The organism is Serratia sp. H402Y (assembly GCF_051172415.1).
GTDB classification, from domain to species: Bacteria; Pseudomonadota; Gammaproteobacteria; order Enterobacterales; family Enterobacteriaceae; genus Serratia; species Serratia ureilytica.
This window is the reverse complement of record NZ_JBPIYZ010000001.1, coordinates 2,368,761-2,385,135: the sequence shown is the minus strand read 5'-3', so window position 1 is coordinate 2,385,135 and position 16,375 is coordinate 2,368,761. Positions and strand designations below refer to the sequence as shown.

General features: G+C 58.2%; 13 protein-coding genes. 9 read left to right on the top strand and 4 right to left on the bottom strand.

Translation table 11 applies throughout. The features are described 5' to 3' along the window. Nucleotides 1-35: 35 nt before the first annotated feature. The 9 genes from ACSBQS_RS11635 (at nt 36) to ACSBQS_RS11595 (ending at nt 10,671) form a co-directional block, all read left to right on the top strand. Nucleotides 36-719: a fimbrial biogenesis chaperone gene (locus ACSBQS_RS11635; RefSeq protein ID WP_033632666.1), complete on the top strand. Its 684-nt coding sequence runs from the start codon at nt 36-38 to the stop codon at nt 717-719. 54 nt (nt 720-773) lie between these two features. After that, nucleotides 774-3,350: a fimbria/pilus outer membrane usher protein gene (locus ACSBQS_RS11630; protein ID WP_108681379.1), complete on the top strand. Its 2,577-nt coding sequence runs from the start codon at nt 774-776 to the stop codon at nt 3,348-3,350. A 42-nt stretch (nt 3,351-3,392) separates the two neighbouring features. Next, nucleotides 3,393-4,334, top strand: coding sequence for a fimbrial protein (locus ACSBQS_RS11625; protein WP_033643645.1), 942 nt, complete (start codon nt 3,393-3,395; stop codon nt 4,332-4,334). Between the two features lie 137 nt (nt 4,335-4,471). Beyond that, complete coding sequence (locus ACSBQS_RS11620; RefSeq protein ID WP_004935280.1) at nt 4,472-4,831, top strand: hypothetical protein; 360 nt, start codon at nt 4,472-4,474, stop codon at nt 4,829-4,831. 73 nt (nt 4,832-4,904) lie between these two features. Continuing rightward, entirely contained in the window at nt 4,905-6,200 is a 1,296-nt protein-coding gene (locus ACSBQS_RS11615) for an HlyD family secretion protein (RefSeq protein ID WP_004935276.1), read from the top strand. Next, on the top strand, nt 6,187-8,322 hold the full coding sequence (locus tag ACSBQS_RS11610; RefSeq protein ID WP_004935271.1) for a peptidase domain-containing ABC transporter: 2,136 nt from the start codon (nt 6,187-6,189) through the stop codon (nt 8,320-8,322). The genes ACSBQS_RS11615 and ACSBQS_RS11610 overlap by 14 nt, the downstream gene beginning before the upstream one ends. Before the next feature lie 115 nt (nt 8,323-8,437). Continuing rightward, entirely contained in the window at nt 8,438-8,638 is a 201-nt protein-coding gene (locus ACSBQS_RS11605) for a hypothetical protein (RefSeq protein WP_015378375.1), read from the top strand. Between the two features lie 86 nt (nt 8,639-8,724). Then, nucleotides 8,725-9,123 carry a type II secretion system pilot lipoprotein GspS gene (gene gspS, locus ACSBQS_RS11600; RefSeq protein ID WP_033650789.1) on the top strand — a complete coding sequence of 133 codons (399 nt, stop codon included), beginning with the start codon at nt 8,725-8,727 and terminating at the stop codon, nt 9,121-9,123. Between the two features lie 114 nt (nt 9,124-9,237). Continuing rightward, nucleotides 9,238-10,671, top strand: a complete 1,434-nt coding sequence (locus ACSBQS_RS11595; protein ID WP_197666020.1) for an EmmdR/YeeO family multidrug/toxin efflux MATE transporter — start codon at nt 9,238-9,240, stop codon at nt 10,669-10,671. Between the two features lie 28 nt (nt 10,672-10,699). Here ACSBQS_RS11595 and ACSBQS_RS11590 read toward each other — a convergent pair whose 3' ends face one another. The 4 genes from ACSBQS_RS11590 to pqqU form a co-directional block, all read right to left on the bottom strand. Further along, a complete protein-coding gene (locus tag ACSBQS_RS11590; RefSeq protein ID WP_015378373.1) occupies nt 10,700-10,879 on the bottom strand; it encodes a hypothetical protein in 180 nt (59 codons plus the stop codon). Further along, complete coding sequence (locus ACSBQS_RS11585; protein WP_033643635.1) at nt 10,876-11,061, bottom strand: hypothetical protein; 186 nt, start codon at nt 11,059-11,061, stop codon at nt 10,876-10,878. The genes ACSBQS_RS11590 and ACSBQS_RS11585 overlap by 4 nt, the downstream gene beginning before the upstream one ends. A gap of 226 nt (nt 11,062-11,287) precedes the next feature. Continuing rightward, complete coding sequence (locus ACSBQS_RS11580) at nt 11,288-13,660, bottom strand: glucose/quinate/shikimate family membrane-bound PQQ-dependent dehydrogenase (protein WP_033650791.1); 2,373 nt, start codon at nt 13,658-13,660, stop codon at nt 11,288-11,290. Nucleotides 13,661-13,807: 147 nt separating this feature from the next. After that, nucleotides 13,808-15,952 (bottom strand): TonB-dependent receptor PqqU, encoded by a 2,145-nt coding sequence (pqqU, locus tag ACSBQS_RS11575; RefSeq protein ID WP_434990568.1) that lies wholly within the window; start codon nt 15,950-15,952, stop codon nt 13,808-13,810. Between the last annotated feature and the right edge of the window lie 423 nt (nt 15,953-16,375).

The window sequence follows — 16,375 nt, the reverse complement described above, 5'->3', positions numbered from 1 at the left end:
TTCACAGCGGGCTGTATTGCCTCGGAGATAATATTATGCGTTTTAATCGCTACGGCGCCTTAGCGGCTTTCATTATTTTATTGTTTGCGTCTACGGTTCACGCCGGCGTGGTGATTGGCGGGACGCGGGTGATATTCAACGGCGAAAAAAAAGAAGCGTCAATCAGCGTGGAGAATCCGGATAAAGAACCGTATTTGATTCAGTCCTGGCTGGAGAATCAACAAAGCGGGGTGGATAAAATCGCGTTTATCGTTACGCCGCCTTTATTTCGGCTGGACGGCAACCAGGAAAATATGCTGCGCATCGTGAAAGTGGGCGATGACTTACCGAAAGATAAAGAAAGCTTGTATTGGATGAATATTAAATCCATTCCTTCAACAACCCAGGCGGGTAAATCGAATACGCTGCAAATAGCGGTCAAGACCCGCATTAAATTGATTTATCGGCCGGCGCCGCTGCTCCGCCAGGTGCCCGAAGAAGTGACGCAGCAGCTGAAATGGCAGCGTGTCGGTTCAGAATTAAAACTCACCAACCCAACGCCTTATTATATGAACTTTCATTATGTCCGCATCGGGGGGCGGGAAATGAAAGAGGTGGCGTATATCGCGCCGATGAGCAGCGAAATGTTTGCATTGCCCGTGGCGGGCGCAACGTCGGTAAGCTGGAAATTAATTAATGATTATGGCGGCACAGGGAAAGAACATCAGTCAGGTATTTAATCTGTAAGGGAAGGCAGACAGAGGGATAAAACATTTCAATAATGGAGCTAATGAATGATAACTCAAAAGCGTATATTAGCGAAGCGGGATGCTTGGCTGAAACGCATAGCCTTATTCACGGCAACAACGGCGGTATGCGGCAACATGGCTAATCCCGCCTTCTCTCGTGACTATTTTAATCCGGCGTTGCTGGAAACCGGGCGCTCAGGTCAGCAGCACGTCGATCTGTCGATTTTTGAAAATGGCCAGCAGGTTCCCGGCACGTATCGGGTCGATATTTGGGTGAACGACATGCTGCTGGAAACGCGCGAGGTGTCGTTCGCTCTGCGGGCCGGCAGCGACGAGAAGGCCGATCTGCAGCCTTGTCTGACGCGGGAAGATCTGAAACGGCTTGGGGTGAAAGTTGAGCTGTTTCCCGGTTTGGCCGGTGCCGATCGCTGCGCGAATTTGGCCGCGATCCCGCAGGCCTCGGCGCAATTTCAATTTAACCGCCAACGCCTGATGCTGAGTATCCCCCAGGCGGCGTTGGAAAATAAGGTGCGCGGATACGTTCCGCCGGAACAATGGGATGAAGGCCTGCCGGCGATGCTGCTGAACTATGGCTTCACCGGCAGCAACAGCAAGGGGCGCGATCGATTCACCCAGAGCGCAAGCAGTTATTACCTTAACCTGCGGCCGGGCTTCAACCTGGGCGCCTGGCGAGTGCGGAACTACACCACCTGGAGCTACAACAGCGCCGGCGGCGGGCGAGCGTCGGAGGATCGTTGGGACTCCGTCTATACCTACGCCCAGCGCAATATCATCCGCCTGAAAAGCTTGCTGACGCTCGGCGAAAGCAGCAGCCCGTCCGATGTGTTTGACAGCGTGTCGTTTCGCGGCGCGCAGTTGGCTTCCGATGACGACATGTTGCCGGAAAGCCTGCGCGGTTATGCGCCGGTGGTGCGCGGCATCGCGCGCAGCAATGCGCAAGTGGTCATTCGTCAAAACGGCTATGTCATCTACCAGAGTTACGTTGCGCCGGGCGCGTTTGAAATTTCGGACATGTACCCGACCGGCGGCAGCGGCGATTTGGAGGTGACTATCAAGGAGGCGGACGGCAGCGAACAGCACCTGACCGTTCCCTTCGCCAGCCTGCCGGTGCTGCAACGCGAAGGGCGGCTGAAATATGCGCTGACCTCGGGGCAATACCGCACTTACGATCACAGCGTAGATAAAAAGATCTTCTCGCAGGCCAGCCTGATTTATGGCTTGCCCGCCGGTTTCACCCTGTATGGCGGCGGCCAATTCGCCGGGCCGTATCAATCGCTGGCATTGGGTCTGGGCAAGAACCTGGGCGAGTTCGGCGCCCTGTCGGCCGACGTCACCCAGGCGTGGGCAAAGCAGGAGCATCAACCGAAAAGCGATGGTCAGTCATGGCGCGTGCGGTACAGCAAAAATATCGTCGAGACGGGGACGAACTTCGCCATCGCCGGCTACCGCTATTCGACCAGCGGCTACTATGGGCTGCAGGAAGTGCTGGACACCTATCGCAGCGGCAACCGTTACGCCCCGATAGACCGCCGCAAGAATCGCGGCGAAATCACGCTGAACCAGAATTTATGGGAAGGGGCGGGGTCGCTTTCACTCAGCGCGGTCTCCGAAGACTATTGGGGATCCGAGCGCAATATGCAGTCGCTGAGCGCGGGTTACAACAATAGCTGGAATGGCATCAGCTACGGTTTTAACTACAGCTACAGCCGGAATTCACAGGCTACTTACGGCGATTCGAACCGCGGGCGCATTTACGATCGCGATCAGATCTTCGCTTTCAACATCAGCGTGCCATTAGAGAAATGGCTGAGCAACACCTACGCCACCTACAACCTCAACACCAGCAAAAAAGGCAATACCAGCCATACGGCGGGCCTCAACGGCACGGCGCTGGCCGGCGGCAACCTCAGCTGGAGCGTACAGGAAGGGTATGGCAGCCAGGGCCAGGGCAACAGCGGCAACGCCAACGCCGACTGGCGCGCGACGTACGGCGAACTCACGGCGGGCTATGCCTACGATCGCAGTCAACAGCGCGTCAACTACGGGGTGAAGGGCGGGGTGATCGCCCATGAAGACGGTGTGACCTTCGGTCAACCGTTCGGCGAAACCGTCGCCCTGGTACAGGCGGCCGGCGCGAGCGATGTGGCGGTCGGCAATCAGGTCGGGGTGAAAACCGACTGGCGCGGCTACGCGATCGTTCCTTACGCCACGCCTTATCGCAACAATTCGATTCGCCTCGATGTCGACAGCTTGCCGGATGATGTCGATCTCGAGTTGACGAACCAGTCGGTCACGCCGACTCGCGGCGCGGTGAGCCGGGCGAATTTCAAAGCCAACGTCGGCAGACGGATTTTGATGAAGGTGACGGACTCGCAGGGGGCACCTCTGCCGCTGGGCGCCAGCCTGCGTCTTGCCGAGGGGGCGACTCAGCCGTTCCTGGTCGGCGGCGACGGCGTGGTCTATCTGAGCGGCATGGCGGAAAAGGGCCTGCTCATCGCGCAGTGGGGCAGGAATGGCGAGAACCAATGCCGCATCCGTTACCAGTTGCCGGCGGAGCCGCCGTCAGCGGGTCTCCAAACCCTAAACGGCGTTTGCCAATAGATCTCGCTCTATTTCCATCATGACTTTTAAGTGAGAGTGAAAATGAACGTTTTTCTCAGGATATTCGGTTACGGCGCCCTGGTGTGGCTGGCGACGCTCACGACGGCGGTTTATGCCGGCACCTGTACCACCAACGCGAAAACCGCCCGTATGGGGTTGCTGACGCTGGCCGTGGATCCGCGCATTGAAGTCGGCGAGCAGTTGGCTGTTCGAACCGAGAACAGCATTAACGGCACGACGTTTTCTTTTCTTTGTTCCGGTTCGGTCGCCTATCGCTCCATGTCGCCGCTGACGCCGAGCGCGCTGCCCGGCGTATTTGAAACGGGCATCGAGGGCGTGGGGGTGACGATTTCAGACTTATGGCAGAGCAATAAGAACGTGCCCGTCAACACGGCGATTTCGCCCAACTTGCTGACGCCGTGGATCAATCGAAACGATGTTCGGCTGACGTTTATTAAAACCGGCCCGATCAAAACCGGCGGCGATATGGGCGGGAAAATTATCGCCAGATATTATCTGGATTCGACCTCCATTTTGGATATCAGTATTTCCGGCATGAAGGTCATTCAGAAAAGTTGCCTGGTTGATTTGAACTATAAAAATCAAACGGTAAATCTGGGCAGCCCTAAACGCAGCGAGTTTAACGGCGTCGGCAGCACGGCGGCGTCTTCCGAACGCAATTTTTCCGTGGTTCTGCAATGTCAGGAGGACAATATTCCGGTTCAGGTCACGTTCGAGGCGGCCGGAAATTCGCCAGGCGTGGGAATGATTGATATCGCCGACGGCGCCGATGCGGCGAAGGGCGTCGCCGTGGAAGTGTTGGATGAGAACCGTAATCCATTAACGTTTTCCAGACCGATCAATTACCACACCGCGGCTGAAAAAGAGATCAGGATCCCCTTGATGGCGCGCTATAAGCAAACGGGAGCCATTAGCCCCGGACAGGCCGACGCGGTGATGACATTCACCATTACGCAGAATTAAAGAGACCCCTATTAAAAATATAATGTCGTCTGTTCGCGCGACATTATTGGTGGCATCAGGCGCTGCAGGCCGATGCCAATGCAATGACAACACGCATGTATGGCAGTGTTTGTCCGTTTAAATATGGAGATTAACCAATGAAAGAACTGTCTGTTATCGAAATGAATGAAGTGTCAGGCGCTTATTCCTGGGATATGAGCAATGGACTGTCGGGGCTGATTGGCAGCGCCGTCTCCAATGCCGCGGAAGCCGTTTCATCCATCGCTCTGGGCGCCTCCGTGGGCAGTATGGCGGGCGCCGTCATCGGCGGTAAGCACGGCGGCGACGGCGGCGGCCTGCTGGGCGTCGGCTCGATTGGCCAGGGCGTCGGCATGGTCGCCGGCGGCATCCTGGGCGGCGTAGCCAGCGGCGTGGCCGCAGCCGTTATTGGCTGGGACACCACGCTGGAATACTCCAAAAAAGGCCTCGATGGGCTGATTAACGGCACCATCAGCTAAATCCATACGCGGTCCAAAGCCGCAGCGTTCTCGCTGCGGCTGTCTCCCGGTCAGGCAAGCGCAGGTTCTTCCTATGAGTGATAATAAGAGCAGGAATATTTTCCGCCAGGAGGCGGTCAATTATCAACGTCAAAGATGGACCGGCAGGGCGCTGTTAATTTCCGGCGCGTCGAGCCATGTGATTGCCGCCACCTGTTTCACTTTTATTCTGATCCTGGCGGGCGCACTCTATTTTTGCGAGTACACGCGCCGGGTCGATGTTGAAGGCGAGGTGATCAGCATCCCGCATTCCACCAATGTGTTTTCCTCCCAATACGGTTACGTGAGCCAGGCATTCCATAAAGCCGGTGACGTCGTGGAAAAGGACGAGCCGCTGTATGTGATTGATGTCTCGAGAAGCACCACGTCCGGCAATGTCAGCCATATCGCGGCCAGCGAAATAAGCAAACAGATTAGCAATCTGGATTCGATAATCAGCAAGCTGAATAAAAATAAAACCGCCATGCTGGATAATTTGCGCAAACAGATCAATAGCTATGAAAACGCCTATAAAGAAACCGAGAAACTGAACCTCAGCGCCAAAGAGGGGATGGATAAAATGCGGGATAGCCTGAAAAATTACGAACACTATTTGACGAAAGGCCTGATCACCAAAGATCAGTTAAATTATCAGCGCTCGCTCTTTCAGCAACAGCAAAGCTCGTATCAGGCGCTCTACAGCCAAAAGATCCAGCAAAATATTCAACTGTCGCAGTTGCGCAGCGATTTGCTGATTCGCGCCGCCGATTACGACAATCAGATATCGCAAAGCGAATCGCAACGCAGTGATTTACAACGCCAGCTGGCGGAGTCCAATGCCGGCGGCCAGGTCATTATCAAAGCGCCGCTCAAGGGGAAAATTGAGTCGCTGAGCGTGACCGCCGGGCAGGTGGTCGAGAGCGGCAGCAGTCTGGCGCAAATCAAACCGATTGATAACATCAAATATTATCTGGTTTTATGGCTGCCGAATAACAGTTTGCCCTACGTGAAAATCGGCGATGGCATCAACATTCGCTATGAAGCCTTCCCGTCGGATAAATTCGGTCAGTTTCCGGGAAAAATAGAATCCATCTCGTCGGTCCCCGCCTCCCCGCAGGAAATGTCGGAATACAGCAGCGGAAATAAACGGGAAAGGAACGCCTACTACAAAGTGCTGGCGTCCATCAGCGACACGCAATTCAGCGATAAAGGCAAATATCTCGAAATCAGCAGCGGGCTGCAGGCCAGGGTCATCGTCTTCCTGGATAAGAAACCGCTTTATCAGTGGGCGATCGCGCCTTTGTATGACATAAAAAACAGCGTCGTGGGGCGAGTCGATGAAGGACAATAATCTCTTTGAACGGATCAACGAGAAGTTAACATTCTCACTGCGCAAGCGGGTGCCGAGCATCTTGCAGTCGGAGTCATCGGAATGCGGCCTGGCGTGCCTCGCCATGATCGCCTCCTATTACGGGTTTAATGTGGATATGCTGAGCCTGCGGCAGCGATTCGGCATTTCCACCCAGGGCGCGACCCTGGGGACGATCTCTCAAATCGCGTCGCAAATCCAGCTGAAGACGCGCGCCTTGTCCTTGGACATCGACGAAATCAATCAGCTGAAAACGCCCTGCATACTGCACTGGAATATGAATCACTTCGTGGTGTTGGTTAAGGTGCAGCGCGCCGGTTTTGTCATTCACGATCCGGCCTTCGGGCGCAGAGTGATCGGGCTGCAGGAGATGTCGAATCATTTTACCGGCATCGCGTTGGAGCTGTGGCCCGACAGGGCCTTTCAAAAAGAGACCCTCAAGACCCGTTTGCGCCTGCTGGATTTGATGAAAAACATCGAGGGCCTGCCGGGGACGCTGCTCAAGATCTTTGCGTTATCGATAGTCATCGAATCGGTCAACCTGCTGCTGCCGGTGGGAACGCAACTGGTGACCGACCATGTCATTCAGGCGCATGACTACAGCCTGCTGACGGTCATCTGTTTGGGGCTGATCTTCTTCACCTTGTTCCGCGCGGTGGTCAGTATCGCCAGGGCCTGGATCTCCATCGTGCTCGGGACGCTGACCGATATTCAGTGGAAGACGACGCTGTTTGAACACCTGATGAAGCTGCCGCTGGATTTTTTCGAAAAACGGCACCTGGGGGACATCCAATCGCGCTTTTCCTCGCTGGATGCGATCAGAACCACCTTTACCAATAATATCGTCAGCGGGATCATCGACGGCATCATGACGGTCGGGCTGTTCGCGATGATGATGGTCTACGGCGGCTGGCTGGTCTGGGTCGTGGCGGGCTTCACTCTGATCTACATCCTCATCAGGATGATGACTTACAGAACCTACCGTCAATTCTCGGAGGAGCAGATCGTCAAAGCGGCCAAGGCCAACTCGCATTTCATGGAGACGCTGTACGGCATCTCGACCGTCAAGGCGCTGGGCATCAAGGAAACGCGCTCCAGCTATTGGCTCAATCTGAACGTCGACGCCGCCAATACCAATATCAAAATCACCCGATTCAATATGATGTTCGGCGGGATCAATACCTTTATCACGACGCTCGATCAGGTGGCGATCCTGTGGCTTGGCGCCATGATGGTCATCGACAATTCCATGACGCTCGGCATGTTCATGGCGTTCAATGCCTATCGCGGCCAGTTCTCTCAGCGGGCCTCGAGCCTGATCGACCTGGCGATCGGCTTGCGCATGCTGTCGCTGCACAATGAGAGGATATCCGACATCGTCTTTACCGATGCGGAGACGGAGTCCGCGCCGCGACAGGTTTTCCCCTCGGGCACGGGGATTGCCATTGAGGTAAAAAATCTTACGTATCAATATGACGCGCTGTCGCGGCCGATCTTCAAAGACCTGAACATGCGCATTGCGGCCGGCGAAAGCGTGGCCGTCGTGGGCGCCTCCGGCGCGGGCAAGACCACCTTGCTGAAGGTGATGTGCGGTTTGCTCAGCCCCACTTCCGGCCAGGTTTTGGCCGACGCGATGGATATCCATAAAGTCGGGGTGAATAACTACCGTAACGCGATCGCCTGCGTGCTGCAGGACGACCGGCTGTTCTCCGGGTCCATTGCGGAAAACATCAGCGGGTTTGAGGTCAATGCCAATAAAGAGCTGATCATGGCCTGCGCGATACACAGCAATATCCACGATGAAATCATGCAGATGCCGATGGGCTACGAAACCCTGATCGGCGAGTTGGGCAACGGCATCTCCGGCGGGCAAAAGCAACGTCTGTTTATCGCGCGCGCCCTCTATCGCCGCCCGAGCGTGCTGTTTATGGATGAAGCGACCAGCCATCTGGACGTTGAGAATGAGTCGGCGATCAACCGGGCGATATCTTCGCTGAATATTACGCGCGTGATCGTCGCCCACAGAAAGTCGACCATCGACTCGGCCGACAGGGTAGTGGTGCTGGGGGCCGAGAGCGGCGCGCCGGCAGGCGGCGGTGAATAAAGGGCGCTTGCCGGCGCCGGGGCGAAGCCGGCAATGCAGGCTGTCCCCACGGCGAAAATCGCGGTAAAATGCAGCAGTTGACCCTATCGCATTCCATCAGGCCGTCGAACCCGCTATGAAAACGCGCAAACCGCGCCGCCCGCCCGGGCGGTGGATCTATTACATCCTGCATGAAGACATGCTGTGGCCTTGCCCGGTCAAATGGGAGTGGGAGAGCGGCTATAACGCCTGGCTGCCGTTTTACTATTCCCCCACGCTGGAATTCGTCGCCGGCAACCCCGCCCGCGCCACCAAGGTCAGCAGCGGCCGACGCTAAGCGGGCCGCGCGTGCTGCTCGCCTTGCCGCCCGACGTCCGCTCACCTAAGATCATCTCATCACCCACAGGTTTTCCCGGAGCCCCCATGTTGACTCTGTTTCGCACGTCTCTTTGCGGCGCGGTGGCATTACTGCTGCTCGCCGGTTGTCAGCAGACGGCGCATAAACCGGCGCCGCCGCTGCAGGCGCAGCTGGATCACATCGCTTCGATGCTGGCCGGCGGACACTTCCTGCGCGTGGACTGCGGGCGCAGCGAGATACCGGACGACGTGAAGCTGCAGCGCACCGCAATGCGCGCGGCGCAGCGCCGCGGCTGGGACACGCAGGCGGCAGGGTATCGGCAGTTGCCGGCGCTTACCCAGGCGCGTTACCTGACCCTGCAACAGGACAATCAGCTGCTGACGGAAAAATGCGCTGCGCTCAGCCGCAGCACCGCCCGCTTTATCGCGGCGGCGCAGGCCGATCAGGAAGATTACATGGAGTAGCGCGCCGGCATGCCTTTCGGGCGCGCGTTATGGGCGCCCCAAAATTCTTTGCAGGATAACGATTTATCGATCATCATTTGAAATGATGTTTCACTTTTACCCATCGAGCCCATCTTGAACCTGTATGCCGCACTGCGTCAGCGCGTGGAAAATACGCGCTGGTACGCCAAACGGAAAAGCTACCGCGTGCTGTTCTGGCGCGAGATCACGCCACTGGCGGTGCCCATCTTTCTGGAGAACGCCTGTGTCCTGCTGATGGGGGTGCTGAGCACCTTTCTGGTGAGCTGGCTCGGTAAAGAGGCGATGGCCGGGGTAGGGCTGGCGGACAGTTTCAACATGGTGATCATCGCCTTTTTTGCCGCGGTGGATCTCGGCACCACCGTGGTGGTGGCCTTCAGCCTCGGCAAGCGCGATCGCCGGCGGGCGCGGGCGGCGGCGCGTCAGTCGCTGGTGCTGATGACCGGCGTGGCGCTGCTGTTGGCGGCGGGCATCCACCTGGCGGGCGAGCCTATCATTGATGTGATCGCCGGCGCGGCCTCGCCGGAGGTGAAAGCGCTGGCGCTCTCTTACCTGCAAACCACGGTGTGGAGCTACCCGGCGGCGGCGATTGCGTTGATCGGCAGCGGCGCCCTGCGCGGCGCGGGCAACACCAAGATCCCGCTGCTTATCAATGGCGGCATGAATATCCTCAATATCATCATCAGCAGCATCCTGATTTACGGCATGCTGGGCTGGCATGGCCTGGGGTTCGTCGGCGCCGGGCTGGGGCTGACGATTTCCCGCTATATCGGCGCCATCGCCATCCTCTACGTGCTGGCGATCGGCTTTAATCCGGCGCTGCACATCACGTTGAAAAGCTATTTCACGCCACTCAAGATGAGCATCCTGTGGGAAGTGTTGGGGATCGGCATTCCCGCCAGCGTCGAGTCGGTACTGTTTAACGGCGGCAAGCTGTTGACGCAGATGTTTGTCGCCGGCATGGGCACCAACGTGATCGCCGGCAACTTTATCGCTTTCTCCATCGCTTCGTTGATCAACCTGCCGGGCAACGCGTTGGGATCGGCTTCGACCATTATCGTCGGCCGGCGGCTCGGCAAAGGCGAGATCGGCCAGGCGGAGCGGCAGCTGCGCCATATTTTCTGGCTGTCGACCCTTGGGCTGACCGCCATCGCCTGGGGCACCGCGCCGCTGGCCGGGGTGTTCGCCGCGTTTTATACCTCGCAGGATGATGTGAAAACGGTGGTGAAAACCCTGATCTGGCTCAACGCCGCCTTTATGCCGATCTGGGCCGCTTCCTGGGTCTTGCCCGCCGGGTTGAAAGGCGCGCGCGACGCCCGCTTCGCCATGTGGGTGACGATGCTCGGCATGTGGGGGTGCCGCGTGGTGGCCGGCTACGCGTTGGGCATCGAACTGGGCATGGGCGTGGTGGGCGTCTGGTTGGGGATGTTCCTCGATTGGGCGGTGCGCGGCGCCTTATTCTACTGGCGCATGGTCAGCGGGCGCTGGCTGTGGAAATATCCGCGGGTCAGGCGCTCGGACGCCGGGTGACGATCCGCCGCCGACAGCCGCGGCAAGGTCAATACAGCAGCGTCATCGCGCTGAAGAACAACAGCGTCAAGGCGATGATGATGAGATTTTGCGTGGCTTTGCGCACCAGTTTGCTGGCGCTCAGGCGGCTGTCGATGACGTAGAGCAGCGGCACCATCAGCAGCACATAGGCGAACATCAGCATGGCGGTAAAGGGCTGCAGGTTCATTCATGTTCCTCCTGGGCGTCATCATGGCCGATCAGGTGTATCAGTACGGCTTGCGTCTGGCGGTGCTGGCCGATAAAGGGCGACGTGGCTGGCGACGCCGGCGCGAACGTCAGGCCGGCGCGTCGCGTTTTCACCGCCGCTTGCAAAATCTTCTTTCGATGCTTCCGAGTATGGTCGACCATGCGCCTCCGAATAGGGCCGCCCGAAGGCGGCCGATCGTTGTATTGCCCATTAAGCTGGAGAGGATCGCAGCCGCTGCCGGGGCCGCAGAGGTATAATATTGCGAATGATAACCATTATCAATAATGGAGGTGAAAAAATTAAGGGTATTGCGAGGGGGCAGCCGGCGGGGCGGGAAAAGAAAAAGCACGCCTTGCGGCGTGCTTTGCGGGGTACTAACGGCGGTGGTTACTTCTGATCGGGCAGGGCGTAAGCGACCACGTAGTCGCCCAGCTTGGTGCCGAAGGAGCCGTGGCCGCCGGCGTAGATCAGCACGTACTGCTTGCCGTTGACCTCATAGGTCATCGGCGTCGCCTGGCCGCCGGCCGGCAAGCGCGCTTCCCACAGTTTTTCACCGTTGGTCACGCTGAAGGCGCGCAGGTAGTTGTCCGCGGTGGCGCCGATGAAGAACACGTTACCGGCGGTGGTCACCGGGCCGCCCAGCATCGGCATGCCCATTTTGAACGGCAGCGGCAACGGTGAGCTGTCGCGCACGGTGCCGATGCGTTTTTTCCACACGATGTCGTTGGTTTTCAGATCCACGGCGGAAATGTAACCCCAGGCCGGCTGTTTGCACGGCAGGCCGAACGGCGACAGGAACGGGTTCAGGGTGACGCCGAACGGCACGCCATACTGCGGCTGTACGCCGGACTCGGTGCCGCTGCCGCCTTTGTCGCCTTCCGGCGGCTCAATCGGGTTGCCTGGGCCGCGCGGGATCAGTTTGGAGACGAACGGCAGCGCGATCGGGTTGGCGATGGCGATTTCGCGATCGGTATCGACGGCCAGGCCGCCCCATTCGAACATGCCCAGGTTACCCGGGAACACCAGCGTGCCTTGCTCGGAAGGCGGGGTGAAGGTGCCTTCATAACGCAGGCTGTGGAACATCACGCGGCAGACCAGCTGATCATAGATGGTCGCGCCCCACATGTCGGCGCCGGTCAGTTTCTTCTCAGGACGGAAGGTCAACTCGGAGAACGGCTGGGTCGGTGACAGGCGATCGCCCTTGGCCGGGCCTTGCGGTACCGGTTTCTCCGGCGCCGGCACCACCAGTTCGCCGTTGGTACGGTTCAGCACGAAGATGTTGCCGGTTTTGGTCGGCACATAGATGACCGGCACTTTTTTACCGCTCTTGTCGGTAATGTCCGCCAGGGTCGGCTGCGCCGGCACGTCCATATCCCACAGGTCATGGTGGACCGTCTGATAGAACCAGGCCAGTTTGCCGGTGGAGGCGTTCAGCGCCAACAGGCCGCTGGCGTAGCGTTCCATTTCCGGGGTGCGATCGCCGCCCCAGATGTCCGGAGTGGAAACGCCCATCGGCAGGTAAACGATATCCAGCTTGGCGTCATAGGCGGCAGGCGCCCAGGAGTTCGGCGAGTTCGGCACGAAGTGGTGCTCGTCCGCCGGGATGGCGTTCGGATCTTTCGCGCCCGGATCGAAGGCCCACAGCAGCTTGCCGCTGTTGACGTCGAAGCCGCGGATCACGCCGGAAGGCTCGCGGTTGGAGTAGTTGTCGGTCACGGCACCGGCGACGACGATCACTTTATCGGTGATCACCGGCGGCGAGGTCGGCTCGTAGTGGCCCGGCGTCGCATACGGCATATTGCTCTGCAGGTTCAGCTCACCGTTGTTGGCGAAGTCCGGGCAGGGTTTGCCGGTTTCGGCGTCCAGTGCGAACAGACGGCCGTCGTTGACCGGCAGAATGATGCGGCGTGCGCACATCGCCGGAGCGGCGTCGCCGGCGGCGCCTGCGGCTGCGGCGGTTTCGTGGTAAGACACGCCGCGACAGGTGATGTGCTGGAAGGTTGGGTTGTATTTCAGCTGCGGATCAAACTTCCATTTTTCTTTACCGGTGGCGGCATCCAGCGCGAACAGCTTCTGGTGCGGCGTACACATGTAAAGGGTATCGCGGATCTTGATCGGCGTGACTTCGTTGGTGATCTCACCCGGATCGTTGGCGGTCTTCAGATCGCCGGTCTGGAAACGCCAAACCTCTTGCAGCTGGCCAACGTTTTTGTCGTTGATCTGGCTCAGCGGCGAGTAACGGGTGCCTTCCTGGGTGCGGCCATAGGCCGGCCAGTCGGCGCCGGTGGCGTCTTTCGGTTGTACCTGGGCGGCGTCAAGGGTGCCGTTAATCTCTTGCGGATCGTTGAACACGGCATAGGCCAGCGCGATGACGGTGATCGCCAGCGCCGCGCTCAGCGCGCCGTAGGCGAATTTGCCGTTGGCCACCAGCTTGCGGTAGATAAACGGCAACACCAGCCACAGGCCGAAGAAGAAGGTGACGTCCAGGCGCGGCGTCAGCGCCCAGAAGTCCGGGCCCACTTCCCACAGGGCCCAAATCGTGGTGCCCAGCAGGAATACCGCGTACAGCAGCAGCGCGGTGGCGCGGCGGCGGAACAGCAGCCAGGAAGTCGCCAGCAGCACCAGCCCGGCGATGATGTAATACAGCGAACCGCCCAACTTGGCCAGCCAGATGCCGCCGCCGAGCAGATAAAGCCCGCTCAGCGCGGCAAACAGCGCCGTTATGACGATAAGCGGCGATAGTGACGCTTTATTTTGCATAGCAATACCCTTACCAAAAATGAAAGTCCCCGATTTAGAGATTAAGCCAAATCGGAAAAAACACGCGGTTTCTCCCTATTATTTCAGCGAGAAGCCGCTAGGGTGACGTAAAACCCATCCCGTTTTTTAACCTTAAGGTGCTTTGCCTTATTCAAAGCGATAAGACAAGGTGGCGCCGCCACCCCAGTTGCGCCCCGGCGCCGGCTCGAAGTAGCGGCCGTTGCCTTCGTTGACGATCACCGAACCGACGTATCGGCGATCGAAAACATTGTCCACCCGGCTGAACACGTCCAGCGCCCAGCGGTTCCAGGTAAAGCGATAACCGGCGTTTACGCCGGCCACGGTGTAAGAGGGAGCCTGCGCGCTGTTGGCGTCATTGGCCTGAATGTCGCTCATGTAGCGCAGCTCCGCGCCGGCGTGCCAGCCTTCCGGCGGGGCATAGGCCAGCGAGGCGTAGCCCATGTTGCGGGCGATGCCCGGCAGGCGATTGCCGGCGGGAATGGTTTGGGCCGGGGTACAAACGGCTTTGCCGCACATCTCGCTGCGGTAGGTGGCGTCCAGCAGCGTCCAGGCCATATGCAGGCGCCAGTCCAGCGCGAACTCTTGATCCAGCGCCAGTTCCAGGCCGCGCCGCCGGGTTTTGCCGGCGTTGGCGTAGCTGGTGCGCCCACCGCTGCTTTCCGCCACCACCAGCTCGTTGTCGGTATCGGTCTGGAACAGGGCGGCGCTCACCAGGCCGTTGCCGAGGCGCAGTTTGCTGCCCAGTTCGACGGTGTCGCTGGTGGACGGCTGCAGGCCGATGTTCAGGCCGGCCTGGCCGTCGGGGCGATAGGAGAGTTCGTTGATGGTCGGGGTTTCAAAGCCGCGGCCGGCTGAGAGATAAACGTTCCACGCCGGATTGATTTTATAGTTGAGCGAGCCCATCGGCAGCCACTGGTGGTAGCGTTTGCTGCCGCTGTCGTCGCCGTTACGCGGCGTGATGTAGTAGTCGGTCGAGTCGAAGCTGACCGTGCTGTAGCGCAGGCCGGCGTCCAGCGTCCAGTGCGGCGTCAGTTGCCAGGAGGTTTGCAGGTAAGGATCCAGGTTCCAGATGCGGTTTTTCTCGTTGCGCCGCTGGTCGCCTTTCTCGCCGTAGTCCACTGTGCCGTCTCGCAGAATAAAGTTTTCAAACCCCTGCCGGCGTTCGGTCATGGTTTCATAATCCAGACCGCCGATCAGTGTTACCGGTAACGAGGCGAGAGTATCCTCATGCTTCCAGCGAGTGTCAATGCCCTGATATTTTCTTTCCAGCACGATCACCCCGCCGGCGTGGGTAGGGTTGAGCTGCGGCCCGCGTGGAATGGATTGGTACTGCGTGGTGTGGCGCTCGCCGTGGTAGGCGGTCAGCGTCAGTTCGTCGCGCTCGCTCATCTGGCGCTGATAGCGCACGCCGGCCTGAGTCTGATCGAGCGACTTGCGGGTGTTGTATTGATCCGCGCGCGGCGCCTGGCGCGGGTTTTCCTTCCATTCCGCTTCGGTCAGGCCGCCCGGATCGCCGGCGTCAATGGAGACGCTGTTGAACATCAGCGTCAGGGTACTGACGTCGTCCAACCGCACGCCGAGCTTGCCGTTGCCGAGGTTTTTCCGCGCGGCGCTGTGATCGCGATAGCCCTGAGTGGTGAAGCGGGTGCCGGAGATAGCGTAGTTGACGTCGCCGGCCTGGGTGCCGTCGCCGGTGGCGCCGGTCGCTTTCACCCCGTAGCGCCAGGTGTTGTCGCTGCCGAAATAGCTGCCGGCCTCCAGCGTTGGCGGCTGGGCGCCGGTCTGGGTGTCAACGTTGATCACCCCGCCCGAAGCGTTGCCGTACAGCGCGGAATAGGGGCCGCGCAGCACCTCGATGCGCTCGACGGAGTTGATGTCGATGTTGGAGGTTTGTCCCTGGCCGTCAGGCATGGTGGCGGGGATGCCGTCGACGTACATGCGCACCCCGCGCACGCCGAACATCGAACGGCTGCCGAATCCGCGTATCGACAGCTGCAGGTCCTGCGCATAGTTTTGTCGGTTTTGAAGCTGCAGACCCGGCACGCTGCCAAGGTTTTCCGACAGGTTAATCTGCGGTGCGGCGTTGCGCAGGTCCTGGCCGTCGATCACGCTGACGGACACCGGCGATCCCAGCTCGGTCAATCCGATGGGTTGCGCCATTACCACCATCGTATCGCTGTCTTTCTGATCCGCCGCCAGGGCCGAACCGATGCAGACCGGCTGCAGCAATAACAGGGTTGCCGGGGTCAAGACGGGACGTTTTTTATTCATCAGATAATTCTGCCAATAATGCTGAAAAAATTGCCCGCAAGTGGGCGAAAATAGCCATTTGTGACTCCCTGTACTGGCATTCAATGGGAGGGAAACTGCATCCTGCAACGAGTATAGGATATTCCGACACCGTACGCTTTGGAATAGCGCAACTGAAAGATGCGTGTTTTCATTTAAGAAGATTCTCTTTTTCATCGATTTTTCTGCGATGCCTTTAAATTAGATTTATTTATATTAAATATATTCCCATCCTTGATTTTAATTTATTTACAATAGTTATTTTATTTATGAATGTAAAACAAGGAGTCATTTTTAAATGGTAAATTATTTTTTATGTCATTGTTTTTAATGGTTTTAGTTTATTTATTTTTTTGTGGCTTTATTTTTTATAAAAATAAAATAATATTCGCTCTTATGTTTTTT

Coding starts and splice junctions, on each gene's coding strand:
- ACSBQS_RS11635 (WP_033632666.1), top strand. CDS start 36: ATGCGTTTTAATCGCTACGGCGCCTTAGCGGCTTTCATTATTTTATTG.
- ACSBQS_RS11630 (WP_108681379.1), top strand. CDS start 774: ATGATAACTCAAAAGCGTATATTAGCGAAGCGGGATGCTTGGCTGAAA.
- ACSBQS_RS11625 (WP_033643645.1), top strand. CDS start 3,393: ATGAACGTTTTTCTCAGGATATTCGGTTACGGCGCCCTGGTGTGGCTG.
- ACSBQS_RS11620 (WP_004935280.1), top strand. CDS start 4,472: ATGAAAGAACTGTCTGTTATCGAAATGAATGAAGTGTCAGGCGCTTAT.
- ACSBQS_RS11615 (WP_004935276.1), top strand. CDS start 4,905: ATGAGTGATAATAAGAGCAGGAATATTTTCCGCCAGGAGGCGGTCAAT.
- ACSBQS_RS11610 (WP_004935271.1), top strand. CDS start 6,187: ATGAAGGACAATAATCTCTTTGAACGGATCAACGAGAAGTTAACATTC.
- ACSBQS_RS11605 (WP_015378375.1), top strand. CDS start 8,438: ATGAAAACGCGCAAACCGCGCCGCCCGCCCGGGCGGTGGATCTATTAC.
- gspS (WP_033650789.1), top strand. CDS start 8,725: ATGTTGACTCTGTTTCGCACGTCTCTTTGCGGCGCGGTGGCATTACTG.
- ACSBQS_RS11590 (WP_015378373.1), bottom strand. CDS start 10,879: ATGAACCTGCAGCCCTTTACCGCCATGCTGATGTTCGCCTATGTGCTG.
- ACSBQS_RS11585 (WP_033643635.1), bottom strand. CDS start 11,061: ATGGTCGACCATACTCGGAAGCATCGAAAGAAGATTTTGCAAGCGGCG.
- ACSBQS_RS11580 (WP_033650791.1), bottom strand. CDS start 13,660: ATGCAAAATAAAGCGTCACTATCGCCGCTTATCGTCATAACGGCGCTG.
- pqqU (WP_434990568.1), bottom strand. CDS start 15,952: ATGAATAAAAAACGTCCCGTCTTGACCCCGGCAACCCTGTTATTGCTG.